14 protein-coding genes and 1 tRNA gene are annotated in these 16,989 nt (G+C 28.7%); 8 read left to right on the top strand and 7 right to left on the bottom strand.

The features are described from left to right. Positions 1–74: 74 nt before the first annotated feature. The 4 genes from EXC28_RS02835 (at position 75) to EXC28_RS06035 (ending at position 5,670) form a co-directional block, all read left to right on the top strand. The gene (locus tag EXC28_RS02835; protein ID WP_036437525.1) at positions 75–1,436 is read left to right on the top strand and encodes an AEC family transporter; all 1,362 of its coding nucleotides are present in this window, start codon (positions 75–77) and stop codon (positions 1,434–1,436) included. A 104-nt stretch (positions 1,437–1,540) separates the two neighbouring features. Further along, complete coding sequence (locus tag EXC28_RS02830) at positions 1,541–4,483, top strand: AAA family ATPase (protein ID WP_029330629.1); 2,943 nt, start codon at positions 1,541–1,543, stop codon at positions 4,481–4,483. A gap of 77 nt (positions 4,484–4,560) precedes the next feature. Further along, positions 4,561–5,190, top strand: coding sequence for a uracil phosphoribosyltransferase (gene upp / locus EXC28_RS02825; protein WP_029330630.1), 630 nt, complete (start codon positions 4,561–4,563; stop codon positions 5,188–5,190). A gap of 105 nt (positions 5,191–5,295) precedes the next feature. Next, complete coding sequence (locus EXC28_RS06035; protein WP_029330631.1) at positions 5,296–5,670, top strand: Virulence-associated protein D; 375 nt, start codon at positions 5,296–5,298, stop codon at positions 5,668–5,670. Between the two features lie 32 nt (positions 5,671–5,702). On the opposite strand, the gene EXC28_RS02815 is transcribed toward EXC28_RS06035, so the two are convergent. Beyond that, a complete protein-coding gene (locus EXC28_RS02815; protein ID WP_029330632.1) occupies positions 5,703–6,506 on the bottom strand; it encodes a leucine-rich repeat domain-containing protein in 804 nt (267 codons plus the stop codon). A gap of 58 nt (positions 6,507–6,564) precedes the next feature. On the opposite strand from EXC28_RS02815, the gene uvrB reads away from it, so the two are divergent. Beyond that, positions 6,565–8,544, top strand: a complete 1,980-nt coding sequence (uvrB, locus tag EXC28_RS02810) for an excinuclease ABC subunit UvrB (protein ID WP_029330634.1) — start codon at positions 6,565–6,567, stop codon at positions 8,542–8,544. A gap of 67 nt (positions 8,545–8,611) precedes the next feature. Next, a complete protein-coding gene (locus EXC28_RS06030) occupies positions 8,612–10,147 on the top strand; it encodes an endonuclease/exonuclease/phosphatase family protein (RefSeq protein WP_029330636.1) in 1,536 nt (511 codons plus the stop codon). Between the two features lie 64 nt (positions 10,148–10,211). Here the strand turns inward: EXC28_RS06030 and EXC28_RS02800 are convergent. The 4 genes from EXC28_RS02800 to rpoE all read right to left on the bottom strand — a co-directional run bounded on the left by EXC28_RS02800 (position 10,212) and on the right by rpoE (position 12,240). Continuing rightward, positions 10,212–10,305, bottom strand: a tRNA-Ser gene (locus EXC28_RS02800). 461 nt (positions 10,306–10,766) lie between these two features. Further along, positions 10,767–10,889 (bottom strand): hypothetical protein, encoded by a 123-nt coding sequence (locus EXC28_RS06025; RefSeq protein WP_277872046.1) that lies wholly within the window; start codon positions 10,887–10,889, stop codon positions 10,767–10,769. A gap of 256 nt (positions 10,890–11,145) precedes the next feature. Next, entirely contained in the window at positions 11,146–11,916 is a 771-nt protein-coding gene (locus EXC28_RS06020) for a thermonuclease family protein (RefSeq protein WP_051622608.1), read from the bottom strand. A 69-nt stretch (positions 11,917–11,985) separates the two neighbouring features. Then, positions 11,986–12,240, bottom strand: coding sequence for a DNA-directed RNA polymerase subunit delta (gene rpoE / locus EXC28_RS06015; RefSeq protein ID WP_029330639.1), 255 nt, complete (start codon positions 12,238–12,240; stop codon positions 11,986–11,988). A gap of 255 nt (positions 12,241–12,495) precedes the next feature. Between rpoE and arcA the strand changes: the two genes are divergently transcribed. Continuing rightward, positions 12,496–13,725 (top strand): arginine deiminase, encoded by a 1,230-nt coding sequence (arcA, locus tag EXC28_RS02785; protein ID WP_029330641.1) that lies wholly within the window; start codon positions 12,496–12,498, stop codon positions 13,723–13,725. A 91-nt stretch (positions 13,726–13,816) separates the two neighbouring features. Beyond that, on the top strand, positions 13,817–14,191 hold the full coding sequence (locus EXC28_RS06010) for a hypothetical protein (RefSeq protein ID WP_029330643.1): 375 nt from the start codon (positions 13,817–13,819) through the stop codon (positions 14,189–14,191). A gap of 230 nt (positions 14,192–14,421) precedes the next feature. On the opposite strand, the gene pyk is transcribed toward EXC28_RS06010, so the two are convergent. Together pyk and EXC28_RS02770 are read right to left on the bottom strand one after the other, a co-directional pair. Beyond that, positions 14,422–15,840, bottom strand: a complete 1,419-nt coding sequence (gene pyk, locus EXC28_RS02775) for a pyruvate kinase (RefSeq protein WP_029330645.1) — start codon at positions 15,838–15,840, stop codon at positions 14,422–14,424. A 5-nt stretch (positions 15,841–15,845) separates the two neighbouring features. Further along, positions 15,846–16,838, bottom strand: a complete 993-nt coding sequence (locus EXC28_RS02770; protein WP_029330646.1) for an ATP-dependent 6-phosphofructokinase — start codon at positions 16,836–16,838, stop codon at positions 15,846–15,848. Positions 16,839–16,989 lie beyond the last annotated feature (151 nt).

The raw sequence follows: 16,989 nt of genomic DNA, 5'->3' as shown, positions 1-16,989 counted from the left end.
TTTTAATTACAAATATAAATTAAAGTAATAAAATAAGTAGGTTCAAATTTTTTAAAAAAAGGAAAGAATAAGTTGTGAAAACACTTAAATTTACAGATATCATAACGAATACAGGACTATGAGGGGCAATTATTGCTACTTTAGCAATTACTGCCCTAGGTTATATGCTGTATAAATTTAAAATATTGAATGAAAATGCTGCACAAGGATTGCAAAAAATTGTAATTTCTGTATTACTTCCTTTTCTAGCTTTTTATTCATTTTTAAGAAATGCAGAAAGTTCTGATTTAAAACAAATAGGTATCGTATTTGGGTTAAGCGCTGGTTATTACATTCTCTTGACATCAATTGCATTGATATGAGTACGTTATTTACCGAAGATGCTACCGAAATACGTTATTAAAAGAGCAGAAAAAGAACATAATGAATGATTGGCTCAAACTGAATTAGACAATAAAGAAATGTTTAATGCACAAGCATTTCTTGAATCATTGAAAAAGAAACATTTAGTCACTTGATTAATGTGTATTTATGGTTCTAATATAGTTTTTGCAACACCAATTATTTTAGGGGTATATTCAAATGGTATTGAACTCGCTTCATTAAACGTTTGAAATATCTTGTATTACATCGGTGGATTTGGTTTTGCTTTTAGTTTAATTTCTGGAGTGAAATTTACTAAAAAAGAGTTCAAGTTCTCTTTATTAAAAACTATTAAAAATGGCTCATTTATTGCCGCTATATCAGCAATTATTCTATGAGCAACTCAATATATCCCTGGAGCTGGAGCTAAAACTATAGTTTTAGGTGATGTTAAAAACGGGCTAATTATATTAGCTGATAAAACAACCCAAAATATTGGAATAACTCACATGGCAACCTTTGGTCCAAATTTCCAAACTTTATATGGTTATTCAGATCACGGTACTATGATTTGATTTATTAAAACAGGTGTAGATGCAAATTCAAACCTACTATTGCAAAGATATGCCGGAAGTCCAACTGGATGGTTTGATTGATCGATCACCATGCCATACTTATATAAGTTTATAAGTATGTTAGCAGCGCTTGTATCGCCATTGATTTGAATGGTAATTGGTACTTCACTTGCTAAATCTAATTTAAAAGAAATGTTTAGAAGTAAAGATAATTGAATCTTTATGGTTCTAAAAATGATTGTTATGCCAATCGTAATGCTAGCAATTGTTATTCCATTTGTTTATGCTGGAATTTTAAAACCAAACGTTGGAGCTATATTAGTTATGGTGGGTTCTGTTCCTCCAGGAACAACAATTGTTATCTACTCACAAAACTTTAAAGTACATGACAAATATACATCACAAGTAAGCAGTTTAGCTACTGTATTCTCATTTATTTTCATTCCAGTTTGATTATTAATTGGTAGTGCAGTAATGAATGCAATTGCCGCACATTAATAAAAAATATTTTTAGTCCCAAACGGGGCTTTTATTTTCAAAGATTGTATTTATTTTTTTACCGATTATCTTATAATTTTTATTAATATATTTGAAAGGAAATTATGAAATTGATACAAGTTGAAGCACATGGTTTTAAATCATTTGCGGATAAAGTCACTTTAAAATTAGATGGTGGTGTTTGTGCAATTATTGGTCCAAACGGTTCTGGTAAATCAAACATTAATGATGCAATTAGATGGGTATTAGGAGAAAGTAGTTCTAAGGCTTTACGTGGAGATAACATGCAAGATGTTATTTTCGCAGGATCTAAAACCGAAAAAGAAATGGATTTTGCCCAAGTTACTTTAACATTTGACAATAGAGAAAATCCAATTTCTATACCACATGACTTTTTTACAATTTCTAGAGTAATTCATCGTGGTAAAGGTGAAAATGAATACTACATTAATGGTGAACCAGCTACTAAAAAAGAAATCAGAGAAATCTCTATGGAAAGTGGGATCTCTAAATCTTCTTTAGCAATCATTGGACAAGGTACAATCTCTGATATCGCAGAAGCAACTCCTGAAAGAAGACGTGAAATTTTTGAAGAAGCTTCTGGAACATCAATGTATCGTGCAAGAAAAATTGAAGCACAAAAAAAACTTGAAAGAACAGAAATTGCTTTAAGTGAATTAACTAGTGTTATTAACGAACTCGAAAGAAGAAGAAATCCATTAGTTAAACAAGCTGAAAAAGCGAAAATATATTTAGAAAAAAGCGAACAACTAAAAGAAGTTGAAATTTCAGTTTTAGTTCGTGACACAATTGATTATTCACATAGATTAGAACAACTAAAAGAAGAAGCAATTGCTTACGAAACTGAAAAAGACGAATTAAATTCTAAAAACAAATTTTATGACAATATAATTCAACAAAAAGCTTTAATTATTGAAGATTTAAGAAAACAAGTCGAATCTTTAAGTCGTGAACACAAAGATATTAGCGAAAAAATTACCAACCTTGAAATTAGATCTGTTAAAGAACAAGCACAAAGAGAAATGATTATCAAGGGTTCAGTTCAAACTACAACTAAAGAACAAATTGAAGCGCTTAAACTTTCATTAAACGAATTAAACCAAAAAATTAGTACATACCGTGGGTTTATTCAAGAACGTGAAAAAACTATTGAAAATCTAAATGTAAAAATTACTAATCGTTTTTCACTAATTAATCAATGTAAAACCAATCTTGAATTAGAACAAGGTAAGTTAAATAAGGTTAAAAGCAGAATTGATGTTATTCGTGAAGTAAATGACAAAAAAGCTACATATGCAAAAGGAACTAAAAATATTGTTGAAAACTCAACATTATTTAAAGGTTATAAGGCACTTGTTTCACAACTAATTGAAGTTGAAGATCAATACATCAAAGCAATAGAATCAATTTTAGCAGGTGCGGCTCAACATATTGTTGTTGATACATCAGAAACTGCAGTTGATGCAATTAACTTTTTAAAGAAAAATAATGGTGGTAAAGCAACTTTTATTCCATTGTCAACGATTAAACCTAAATTTATTAACGAACAACATATTGTTGTAGCACAAACTCAAAGAGGTTTTTTAGGTCTTGCTTCTGAATTAGTTAAGACAGCTCGCGAATATGACGTTTTAAGAAAATTCTTATTAGGTAATATTTTAGTTTGTGACACAATTGAATCTGCTAATAAGTTATCTAAATTATTAGAAAACAGATACATGGTTGTTACATTAGATGGAGATATTATTCGTGCTGGTGGAGTTATGACCGGTGGTCAAGCAAACCAACAATCTAATGTATTTGGTATGGAACGTGAAATCGCTACTTTAGAACAACTAGTTCCAGTACTAGATGACAATATCATTAAGTTAAAAGAAGCTCTTGTTAAATTACAACAAGAACAAGACAGTGATAGTGCTTATAGTGCTAATTTTGTTTTAGAAAAAGCAACCTTACAACACCAATTAAATAACTGTTTAAATGAATTTGACGATTTAAACCAAAGATATAATCAATTATCAACTGAAAAACTTGAATTAGAAGAAAACATTGATTTTAAATCATCAATTGCTAAATTAATTAGTGAACAAAGTGAACTTCAAGTTAAACTAAAAAGTGAAGAATTATTGTTAAAAAATGCTTCTATTGAATTCCAAGAATTAACAATGAAGAAAAATGAAAACAGTATTCTATTAACCAGATTACTTGAAGAAAACCAAAGCAAAATTTCTGAAAGAGCAAAAGCTGAATCAATCATTGAAACAGCTAAAAAACGTTTAACAGAACAATATGGAATGTTAATCGAAACAGCACAACAATATTACAATCCAGAAATCGAAATTGACACAGCACGTAAACTTGTATCAAATTTAAAGCAAGATATTCGTGAATTAGGACACGTTAATGTTGAGGCAATTCAAGAATTAGCTGAAGTTCAACAAAGATATGACACATTAGTTGAACAACAACAAGAAATTTCTACTGCAAAAGCGACCATAGAAGAAGCAATTGAAGAAATGGATAAAATTATTGTTCAAAAAATTACTGAAACAGTTGATTTAGTAAACCATGAATTCAATGAAGTATTCAGAAAAATGTTTGGTGGAGGAAAAGCAGAAATTAAATATACCGAACCTGATAATCTATTAGATTCAGGTATTGATGTTATTGCACAACCTCCCGGAAAAGCAATTAAGAATTTAAAATTATTTTCAGGTGGAGAAAAAGCATTGATTGCTATTTCACTATTATTCTCTATCTTGAAAGCAAAACCATTACCTCTATGTATTTTAGACGAAGTAGAAGCTGCGCTAGACGAAGCAAATGTTATTAGATTTGCAGAATTTTTACAACATCTAAAGAAAGAAACTCAATTCGTTGTTATTACTCACCGTCAAGGTACTATGGAAAGAGTGGATAAACTATATGGTGCCACCATGCAAAAACGTGGTGTTACTACATTCTTTTCAGTAAACCTAGCTGATGCAAAACGTTTAGTTGATGAAAAAGGTAATGCTATTCAATAGAATCACGAAAACCACATTTTTGTGGTTTTTTGATTACTAGAAAGTATGAATTATTGATTAAAAAGAAAGGAATTATTATGTTAGTTATTATAGATCATCCATTAATTAAAACTAAATTAACCACAATGAGAAATAAAGATACCTCGCATGCAGAATTTCGTTCAAATTTAAACGAAATTGCTTCATTAATGGTGTATGAAATCTTAAGAGATTATCAAACAAAATCAATTGACGTTACAACACCAATTGATTATCAATTTCATGGTGAAACTTTGGATAAAGAAATCTTCATTGTTCCAATATTAAGAGCAGGACTTGGAATGGTTGAGGGAATATTAAATTTAGTTCCACAAGCGAGAGTCGGTCATATTGGAATTTATCGTGATGAACAAGATTTTAGTGCTAAAGAGTATTATTATAAAATTCCAAATGTTAGCAAAGATAGCTATATTTTAGTTGTTGATCCAATGTTAGCAACAGGAGTAAGTGCTAGTGATGCAATTAATAAATTAGTTAAAGAAGGTTTTAATAACATTAAACTAGTGTGTCTAGTTGGTGTTCAACAAGGAGTTAAATTAATTCAATCAAATTTTCCAAATGTAGATATCTATCTAGCATCTTTAGATGAAAAATTAAATGAAAACAATTATATAGTTCCTGGATTAGGAGATGCAGGAGACAGATTGTTTGGTACAAAAGGTAAATAATGTATATCCATTATTGTGTTATTGATTATTGTTATTAATGTATAATAAATATATTGTAATTACTTACTCTTAAGAAGAATAATTAATAATATAAGGAGTTAGACCATGTATGGAATAATTTTTTACTTAGATAAAGAAGTATTAAAAAAGACATATGGTGTGGATAAAAATCACCATGATGCCTATGAAGAAATTAGATCAATATTAAGAGAATATGGTTTCCATTGATTGTCAAATAGTTTTTACTACGGAAGAGGGTTAAATAATTTATTACAAACCTTCCAAGCAGTAAAACACTTAAAAGAAAAAGAGTGATTTGCTACATCACTTGTTACATTACATATCTTTAAAATGGAAGATTTATCAAACTTTACTGAATATGTGAAATCAGACAAAGAATTAATTCTTTGTTCACCATTTTTAGAAGATGAAAGTGATATTGAAAAAGGCAAAACAAAAAACAGAAAACCATTGCTTTAATTTAAAAAACCACATAGCTGTGGTTTTTTAAATTATTCAGTAATAGTTCAGTTGTATTTATCAGGATTTGTTTGTAATTCTTTTTTGAATGTTTCTTTTAAGGTTGCGTTATTGATTGTTAAATTAACTTTAGTTTCAGGTGATGATAATTTTTGTTTATCAAGGAAATCAAAGTTTGATGCAATTAATTCAGCTGGAAGAGTTAATTTGGCAATTTTATTACCTGCTAGAGCAAGAGAATTAATTGATTTTACATGTGTTAAATCAATTGTTGTTAGTTTGTTTCCTGAAAATACACCATATGCTAATGAATTAATTGAAACGTTTAATGTTACTGATGTTAATTCATTTTCGGCAAAGGCTAGATCTTTTAATATAAATTTACGTTCTCCAAAATCAATTGATTTTAATTTGTTGTCATAGAATGCTTTTTTATCAATAGTTACTTCAACGTCTGTGGGATTGCTAAATGTAATTGATTCAAGCTCAAGTGATTCAAAGGCAGCTTTACCAATTGAAGTTAATGTTTCTGGTAAAATAATGTGCTTAATTGGAGTTTTTTCAAAATCAATCACTCTAATTTCTTTACTTGTTTTGAATAACTCTAATGTACGTTTAGCAAATGCACCATCTGGAATTGCTGTTATTTTTTCTTTACTTAAATCAAGTGTTCCTGTTTCTTTATTAAAGAAGCTATTGTTTTCAATAATGTAGTTTTGAGCAAAAGCGTTTGATTTTTCACCATTGCAAGCACAAGAAAGTGCTAAAGAACCAATTGATAGAGGTGTAATAACTGCTAATGTGCTATATAAAAATATTTTTTTAGATTTTTTCATAACATTAATTTTAACAATTTTTAACTTTTTTAATTGTATAAATTAAAATATAAACATTATGAGTGATAAATTTGAATTAGTTGCAAGCTTTAAACCTTCTGGTGATCAACCGCAAGCGATTGAAAATTTAATTGAAGGGTTAAATCAAAATAAGGAACATCAAGTATTGCAAGGTGTAACTGGATCTGGAAAAACATTTACTATTGCTAATGTTATTTCATCAGTTAATCGTCCTGCATTGGTTTTATCACACAATAAAACATTAGCTAATCAGTTATATGCTGAATTAAAACAATTTTTCCCTAATAATCGTGTTGAATATTTTGTGTCATATTTCGATTACTACAAACCAGAAGCTTATAAGGTTGAAACTGATTTATATATTGAAAAACAATCAACAACTAATAAAACCTTACAAGCGATGAGAATGAGCGCTTTAAATGCTTTATTAATTCGTAGAGATACTATCGTTGTTGCATCTGTTGCTTCAATATACGGCGCTTATTCACCGATTGAGTATAAAGAAAACTTTTTGCCAATTGAAGTGGGAATGACAATTGATAAAAGAGAATTAAGATATAAACTAGTCCATATGGGATTTAGCTTAAATAGAGATTTCATTGATCGTGGAGAGTTTAAATGAATTCACGGTGAGATGTTAGAAATTGCACCCGCACACCATGATGAATATAACATCAGAATTGAATTTGAATTTGATGATATAGCTAAAATTACATATGTTGATCCATTAACTAAAGAAGTTAAACAAACATTAAAACATACAACAATCTATCCTGCTACGATATATATGTTGGATAAAACGCAATTTCAATATTGAAAACCTAAATTAGAACAAGAATTACAAGAGAGAATTGCGTATTTTGAATCACAAGGAAGAATTGATTTAGCACAACGGATTAAAGCAAGGGTATTGAATGATATTGAACAATTTGAACAAAATGCAATTGTTAATGGAATTGAAAATTATGCTAGATATCTAGATGGTCGCCAAGCAGGTGAAACACCATTTACATTATTTGATTATCTACCAAAAGATACAGTGGTATTTATTGATGAATCGCATAAAATGATTGGCCAATTAAAAGGAATGTATGCAGGTGATTATTCAAGAAAGAAAAATTTAATTGATAATGGTTTTAGATTACCTTCTGCGTTTGATAATAGACCTTTAACTTTTGATGAATTTGAAGAATTGAAGTTTCAAAAAATATACATTTCTGCAACTCCAGAGGAATACGAACTAGATAAAACAGATGGTGAGGTTGTTTCGCAAATTATTCGTCCTACAGGATTACTTGATCCAGAGATTATTGTAAAAACAGTTGAATCTCCGATTAAAGATACTGCTGAATTAATTAAAGAACAAGTATCGAAAAAAGAAAGAACGATGGTTTTAACAACAACAAAAGACGAAGCTAAACAGTTAGATTTATTATACAAAGAAATGGGTATTAAATCAGCTTATGTTAGTGACGATGTTATTCCTTTAAAAAGAGTTGATATTCTAAATCGTTTAAGACGTGGTTATTACGATGTTGTCATTGGAATTGATTTATTAAAAGAGGGAATTGACTTACCTGAGGTGTCATTAATTTGTGTTTTAGGTGCTGATATTCAAGGATTATTCAGATCAAAAACCAGTTTAATTCAGATTGTAGGTAGAGCCGCAAGAAATGACCATGGTAAAGTTATTTTCTATGCAAATAGTATCACTGAACCTATGAGATTAACAATTGAAGATAACCTACGTAAACGTGAAATTCAGCAAAAATATAATATCGAAAACAATATTGTTCCAAAAACAATTTCTAAACCTATTCCGCCGACAATATTTAGTGATAGCGAATTAGAAAAATTAGGTTTAGATTGAGATATGAATGATGCAATGAATAAAACTCTTAATTTCAAAGAAATTAATCGTTTGAAGAAGAAAATGATTAATTTTGCTAAAGAAAGAGATTATGTATCTGCAGAAAACATTAAACAATTCTTAATTGAAAACAGGGTAGATTTATAAATAACCTGTTTTTTATTTTCTAATATAAAATAAAAATGGATGCTGTTAATTGTGATATATTTAGAGTATGAAAACCAAGAAGTTCTTATATACTCTATTGCCAGTATCAGCGATAGTAGCTACACCAATAATTTCTGCATCATGTATAAATTTAGAGAATAAAGAAAAAAATATTGAAGAAGCTAAAAAATGAGTATCTACTTTAGAAAACCAATATAGTCAATATTTTAATATTAACGAAGTAAATGTCTTTATACAAGAATATAAGAAATATTCTGATGCACAAATTGAACAGTTATCATCAGGAAGCATTACTTTGAGTGAAACAATTTTTAACATTCAACAAAAATATAATCTTGTTTTCAAAAAAATTTATGATTGATTGAAATATAAAAATTCATCTAATAATGCTACAGATAATAATAATAATAATAATAATAATTCCAATATCAATCCAAAACCCACACCAGATTTAGTAAATCCAGAGCAACCAGAAAACCCTGATGAGGAAAATAATGTTCAACCTAATCCAAAACCAGATCCAGAACACAATACAGAAAATCCAAATGAAAATGGTTCTGAAACAAGAAATACAGGAAATAATGAAACACATATTCCGGCTACACGTAAATCTATTGCTCATAAATTGCTATGAGGTCATTGAAACATATTAAAGGCATCTACAACAAGTGCCTTTAGTGACATTAAAAATAAAGCTATTGCTGAAATTATTAGAGGAATTGATTTTGATTTAATTGGTTTAACTGAAGTATTCAATGTTGAAGTAGCAGAAGTTTTAGTTCAACATTTGAATAGATATACTAACGGAGATAATTACGATTTTATTGTTTCTGATAAATTAAAAGGTTCATATGCGGGCACTAATCAAGCTGAGCATGTTGCTATTATTTATAAAAAAGATCGTTTAAGACCTGTTGCGTTTAATAACGGAAAAATTGGAGATAATTATTCTCAAGTATTTAATAATGATGAAATTGGTGTTAGTGATGTTGAATATGTAAGACCTCCTTATGGAGTTAAATTTGAATGATTCAAAGATGGTATTGAAGATTTTACCTTTGTATTTGATCATTTCGACTCACCTGGTTCGACTATTAAAAATTCAAATGATTGAAGTATTGGAAAATCACAAGGTGCACAAGAAGTTGCTGAAGCAAGACAATTACCTAATGTATTAAATTGATTTGATAGTATTGATGGAAAAAATGAAGATATTTTCTTTTCAGGCGATACAAATATTAAAACAAACAATTTTATCTTTGCATTTGAAAATATTATCAATAAAGGATATATATCCGCTTTAGAAGATAGCACAAAAAATGCAAGCTCACTTGGAACTACATCAGGTAGATATTCGGAGGCATATGATAAAATCATTTATAAAACCAAATGAGAATTAGAAAATCCATTTGTTTATAAATTATGATCGGCTATATTAGATCCAAAAATTGGAAGCAAGCTTGAAGAACTTGGTTTTGTTAATGTTCCAGAAGGAAAAAGTGTTTCAGGAATTCAAAGTGTTAAACGTATTTCAGATCACTGTCCAGTTGGTGCAACGATTAGTTTTAATGTATATAAATAAAAATAAAAAACAACCTTTCTTAGTGAAATATGGTTGTTTTTTTGTTAAAAAAGATATAAAAAAATGGCGGGTAAGAGAGGATTTGAACCTCCGCGGGTGCTTTAGACACCCCTACAGTCTTAGCAGGACCGCCTCTTCGACCACTTGAGTACTTACCCAAAACATTAAAATTATATATTATTTATTCTAAATTAAAGTAAATAAAACATATTGATATTAACTATACTGTCTCTATTTATAAATGTCTTTCTTAATTAAAGAAAATTAATTATTCTCTGGATAGTTTTAAAATCGACTCTTTTTCTATAAATTCCTGTTTTTAATCCCCCCCTTTGAATGAATTTCATAAATAGTCGCAATGGTTTTTTCTTAGTACTGAAATTTTATTATTCAATTTTGAAATAATTTCATCATTAGTTATTAAACCATGACCTAATAACTTAATTTTATGTCTATCACTGCTTTTAACATCAGTATTTGGCTTTCAATCTGAATTATGAAATTTGATATTATTTTTATATTCTGTATTATCACTAGCCTTAATATATAAATTTTCATTTGGTTTATTGAAGGAAATGGTACGCTTTTTTAGCCTTTAAAATTTCATTATTCATTTTTATTAATTGTTCATTTTAATGATTAATTGATTGTTTTCGTATAAAAGAAAATCTGAATTCTGTTTTTGATTGCTAAAACATGACAACGCAACTGGATGTTCTATGTCATATGATTCGAAATTCAAGTTCGGATTTTGTTGTTGTAGAAAAGATATTAAATTATTAGTCTGGCAAAGGGCTCTAGTGTTTTCTATTTCATAGACAATTTACTTTCATGAATTCATTAAAAACGTCATTATCTTTGAAAACATTTCTTTCTACATAGAATTGACCATTGACAAATTTTGGACCCCCTTTAGATTATAAATATACATTTTATTACAACCTGGATTGTGTTGTACATTAGATAAAATAAAAAGCTCAAAATGAGCTTTAATGTTATTATTTAGCTGGATAAATTTCTTTTATATTAGCTTCAGTTGATCATATACCAATTTGTTCAGTTTGTGCTTGTCTTTGTGAAGATAAAAGTTCATCATAGAAATCACTATCATCTGTGTAAAAAATGTTATTGGGATCTTTAGAAATGAATGCCATTTTAGCATAACCTACTTTTAGTATTTCTGTATTTAAACAGGTAATTTTATTATCAGACTGATAATAAATTTTCGCCACTACACGACCATATTTGTCAGCATATGGAATTCCATCTTTTCCTGTTTTGGTTGTTATAGGTACAACAAATATTTTATTAGCTGTCGTTAATCTATTCATTGTAAAGAAAGATGCTAATTTTCCATATTTAAATTGTTCTCCAGTAGTTGGAATGAATTTCCCGTCTTCTTTTTTCTTTGTTTCAGGTGTATCAATACCAGCAAAACGATATATATTGTTGTTTGTATCAGTAAAAGTATCACCATCGTTGATGTGTTTTAAAGTTACTTCGGTTGCTTTGTTAACAACTAAATTACTACTAAATTCATAATTGAATATATTTTCATTATTGGGTTGCTCTGGTGTTATTGGAGTTGGGTTTTCTGGTTGCTCTGGATTTGAAGGATTTGGATTAGGTTTTGGTGTAGGTGTAGGAGTTTCTGGATTATTTGGTGTTGATGGGTTTTTATAATCGCAAGCACTTGCAATAACAGATGAAGCTAATGTTGGAATAACAATTGATGATGTTATTCATAAAAATTTAATTTTTTTATTCATATTCAAATATATTTTAAAATAAATTAGAGTTTTTGGTATAAAAAAGAACCAATTAAGGTCCTTCAATTATTATTCTCTATCTGGTCTAATTGTGGTTCAAGTTCCATCTTCGTTTCTAAAGAAGTTGCCATCAATTGTCAATAGTTTATACAATATACCACGTTTAACTTCGAGTAATTCCTCTTCGCTTATATCACTTTTAGATTCAGCGATTCATTGGTCTAAAAGAACGTTTTTTGTTCCTTCAAATATGTCAGAGAATTCTTTACCTTTTGATGAACCAATAATTTCTATTGCGATATCAGTCATTGTTTTTGTTTCCATAGATGCCTCCTTGCGATTGAAAATGTTATCTAATATTTTAATTAAAAACTAAATAATTATTTAAAAAAGGCTATTTTTTGTTTAAAAATATATATTTTTATTCTCTTTTACGTCTTGTTTAGTTATTTTGTTATTATGAGTATTATAATTAGAATGTATATATTAGCAATTTTGCGAAATTATGAATTGTGAACTATACAAGAAAATAGTTAATTTTTTAACCATTAAAATTTCAAATTTCGAAAGGAGACTTATATGTCTGTATTTGACAAACGCTTTAAAGGCATTCATGTTTACTCAGAAATCGGTGAATTACAAACCGTTTTAGTGCACGAACCAGGTAGAGAAATTGATTACATTACACCTGCTCGTTTAGATGAATTATTATTCTCAGCAATTTTGGAAAGCCATGATGCTAGAAAAGAACACAAAGAATTCGTTAAAATTCTAGAATCACAAGGAATTAACGTAGTTGAATTAACTGATTTAATTGCAGAAACCTATGAATTAGCAAGTGAAGAAGCCAAAGATAACTTAATTGAAGAATTCTTAGATGAATCAGAACCTGTTTTATCAGAAGAACACAGAATTCTAGTTAGAAACTTCTTAAAAGGAATTACAAAAACAAAAGAACTAGTTAAAATGATGATGGCTGGTATCACAAAATACGATTTAGGTATTGAAGCAGATCGTGAATTAATCGTTGATCCAATGCCAAACCTATACTTCACACGTGACCCATTTGCATCAGTAGGTAATGGGGTAACCATTCACTACATGAGATACAAAGTTCGTCAACGTGAAACATTGTTCTCAAGATTTATTTTTGAAAACCACCCAAAACTAGTTTCAACCCCTATCTACTACCACCCATCACAAGGCTTATCAATTGAAGGTGGAGACGTATTCATTTATAACAATGACACACTAGTAGTTGGTGTTTCTGAAAGAACTGACTTACAAACCATTACTTTATTAGCTAAAAACATTAAAGCTAACGAAGAATGTGAATTCAAACGTATCGTTGCAATTAACGTTCCAAAATGAACAAACTTAATGCACCTAGATACATGACTAACAATGTTAGACAAAAACAAATTCCTATACTCACCAATCGCTAACGATGTATTCAAATTCTGAGATTACGATTTAGTAAACGGTGGAGATGAACCACAACCAGTTGATAATGGTTTACCTCTAAATGAATTACTAGCTTCAATTATTGGAGAAGAACCTGTTTTAGTTCCTATTGCTGGTGAAGGTGCTTCTAAGATGGACATCGAAAGAGAAACACACTTCGATGGTACAAACTATTTAGCAATTGCACCTGGTGTTGTTGTTGGTTACTCACGTAACGAAAAAACAAACGCAGCTTTAGAAAAAGCGGGAATTAAGGTATTACCATTCAAAGGTCACCAATTATCATTAGGTATGGGAAATGCACGTTGCATGTCAATGCCACTATATCGTAAAGATGTTAAATAATAGAATATAGTTAATCATTCCAAACAGCAATTTATTGCTGTTTTTCTTTCACTTTTGAATTATTTTAATTAAAAAAGTATAATTTTCTATTATGGAAAGAAGACATTTTAAATACAGTATTATAAATTTAATATTTTCTATTATTATCTTTATAAATTTAACAATAATCTTTACCTTATCTTTTTTGAAAAAAATCGAACCAATTAAAGATGGTTTTATTACTCTTAATCAAGCAATATTTATATTATCAATTGCTATGTTATTGTTAAGCTATTTAATAACTAGAATAATAACTATGTTATTTGTTTTAAATAAAAACATTTTAGAAGCAAGTAGAGCAATTTATATTTTGCATTCTATTGGAGTTATATTTACTATTTTAATTTTAATTGCTTCAATATGAGTGATAAATGCATATCGTTGTGAATGTTTATCTGCAGATAAAAAATCAATAAAAACCAATTAAGTTGATATAATAATATTGAAATGGGAAATAATAAGAAAAATTTAAGTCTTAATTGATCAAAATGAATAGTGTTTTTAAGCAACGAGATGCGGCGTACCAGTTATTAATTTAACTATTTTTCATTGTATATTACTCTTGAACTAATTTTTAAGATAATATTTAATAAACTCTGAGGAGTTTATTTTTATTAAAATAAAAATCGTCTTGTTCTAGACGATTAATTTTATACTTTAGTATATATGTTCTGTGAAGTTTAAACTATCTACAACAAGGTATTTATCTCCTGGTTTAGCATTAAAATGTTCTAATGCCTTTCTTGCGTTGTTATGATCATCTTTAACAATCTTCATAACAGCTTGTGAGTGCTTTTCACAGTAAACTCCAGCTGTAATACCAAAACTTCAAACTAGTTCATCATTGCTTACTAAGCCAACAATGAAAGCATTTGGACGATATCTTGAAATTTCTTTTAATAATTTACCAGAATGGCTACATACAACTGCATATTTGTAATCACCTGATTGAAGTTTTTTAGCAACTTCATAAGCAATTTTCATACGATCGCTACCTTTTGCCACTTCTTCAATGTGTTTGTTGTGATATAGTTCTTCGTAATATTCTTTTTCAGCACTTTTTAATATTGTTGCCATTGTTTGTACGGCTTCAACTGGGTATTGGCCAGAAGCAGATTCACCCGATAACATAGTTGCATCTGCACCTAGTTCAACAGCATAATAAACGTCAGTTACTTCAGCTCTTGTTGGCAATGGATTTTTCTCCATTGAATCTAACATTTGAGTAGCAACAATAACCTCTTTACCAGCTTCACGGCATTTTCTGATAATTTGTTTTTCTCAGTATGGTACAAGATAGTAAGGGATTTCTAAACCTAAATCTCCTCTTGCAATCATAATTGAGTCACTCGCTTCAATAATTTCATCAATGTTATCAATTCCTGTTTGAGATTCAATTTTAGAACAAATTTGAATTTTTTGACCGCCATTTGCATCTAATAATTCTCTAATTTCTTTAACATTTTTTGCTGAATTAACAAAAGAAGCAGCGATGTAGTCAACTTTGTATTTAGCGCCTCATGCAATATCAGTTTTATCTTTTTCTGATAAAAATGGCAATGAGAAATCAACCCCGGGAATGTTAATTCTTTTATTGGTTTTTAATAAGTGATCGTTTTTTGCTTCAACAATAATTTCCTTATCTTTAATTTCTTTAACAACAGTTACTAATTTACCATCATCTAATAAAATTTTGTTTCCTACTTTTAAGTCTTTATCCATTCTATATGAAACAGTAATTGTTGAAGAATCACCAATTAAGTTCTTATATGATTCTTCATCAGTTTTGATTGACACTAATGAATTTTTGTATATCATTTGTGCTTCATCTTTCATTTTACCAATTCTAATTTCTGGACCCTTTGTATCAAGAAGAAGAGAAATTGGAATATCTAATTCTTTAGAGATTTGACGTGCTAAATCAAATTTTCTTTGGTGAATTTCTGCTGAACCATGTGAGAAGTTGGCTCTAATTGTATTAACTCCAGCTAAAATTAGTTGTTTAAGTGTTTCGTAATTTTCAGATGAAGGCCCAATTGTTGCAACAATTTTAGTGTGTTTTTCATCAAATTTCATCATATTTATTCCTTTCATTGAATATTTAATTGTTCTTGGTTAAATTCTGATATTTTTTCTTCATATTTTGAAGAAGTATTTTTCGTTTTTAACAGTTCTTTTAATTCTAATATTTGTAAAGTATTTTTATAAATTATAAAACCGATATTGAAATTGTTTTGATTTATTTGTAATAACGTCTGTTTTGCAAGTTCATTTGCAATTAAATTGTCGTATGAACTGCTATAGTTACCGCGTTGAGTATGTCCTAAAATAGAGTTTTTAATATCTAATTTAGTAATTTGTTGTATTTTTTTAGCCAACAATTTTAATGAAGAATATATTGTTTCCGCTACAACAATTGTTATTTGTTCTCTACCATGAGATTTGAGTTTTTTAATAACATCAGCAATTTCATTTGCTGTGAGTTTTTGTTTCTTTGAAATTATGTATTGAGCACCTAGATTGATTGCTGAATGGTAAAGCAAATGGTTTGTTCCTCTACCCATTACCTCAATTAAAATAACATTTCCGTGTGAGGTGGTGGAGGTAATTAATTTCTTACCTTCGTCAATAATTGAATTTAAAGCGCTATCAAATCCTAATGAATATTCACTGCCATATACATCATTATCAATTGAAGCGGGAATGAATATTGCCTTAATACCCTTATTAATCAAACATTGAGTTGCTTTAGCTGAACCATTTCCGCCAATAACTATTAGTAAATCAATGTCATTTTTATTAAGATTTTCAATAGCTTGATTAATTCAACGTTCTTCTTTAAAGTCCTTAAATCTCTTTGAAAAAATCACAGTACCAGGCTTGAAAATTAGTTCTTTTATGGTTTGTTGATTTAATACAATTTGTTCGTTATTTACTAAACCTCAAAAAGCATTTTTAAAGAAAATTAGTTCATAATTGTTTAGTTTCGCTTGTTGTCAAAGGTAGAATAAATAACTATTCATTCCGGGGGCATCACCACCGGATGTTATTACACCAATTCTTTTTATTTTCATAATTTATCTCTTTAATTTTTATATAAAAATCATAACATAAAGCCGTTTAAAAATCTTCTTTGACTTATGATTGATAGCAAAAATATTAGATTGTTATATAATTTTAATTATTATCTTTTTTATTTTACAATTAAATTAATTTAATTTTGAA

This window comes from Metamycoplasma cloacale (genome assembly GCF_900660735.1).
Classification (GTDB): domain Bacteria; phylum Bacillota_I; class Bacilli_A; order Mycoplasmatales; family Metamycoplasmataceae; genus Metamycoplasma; species Metamycoplasma cloacale.
This window is presented reverse-complemented; position numbering and strand designations above follow the sequence as displayed.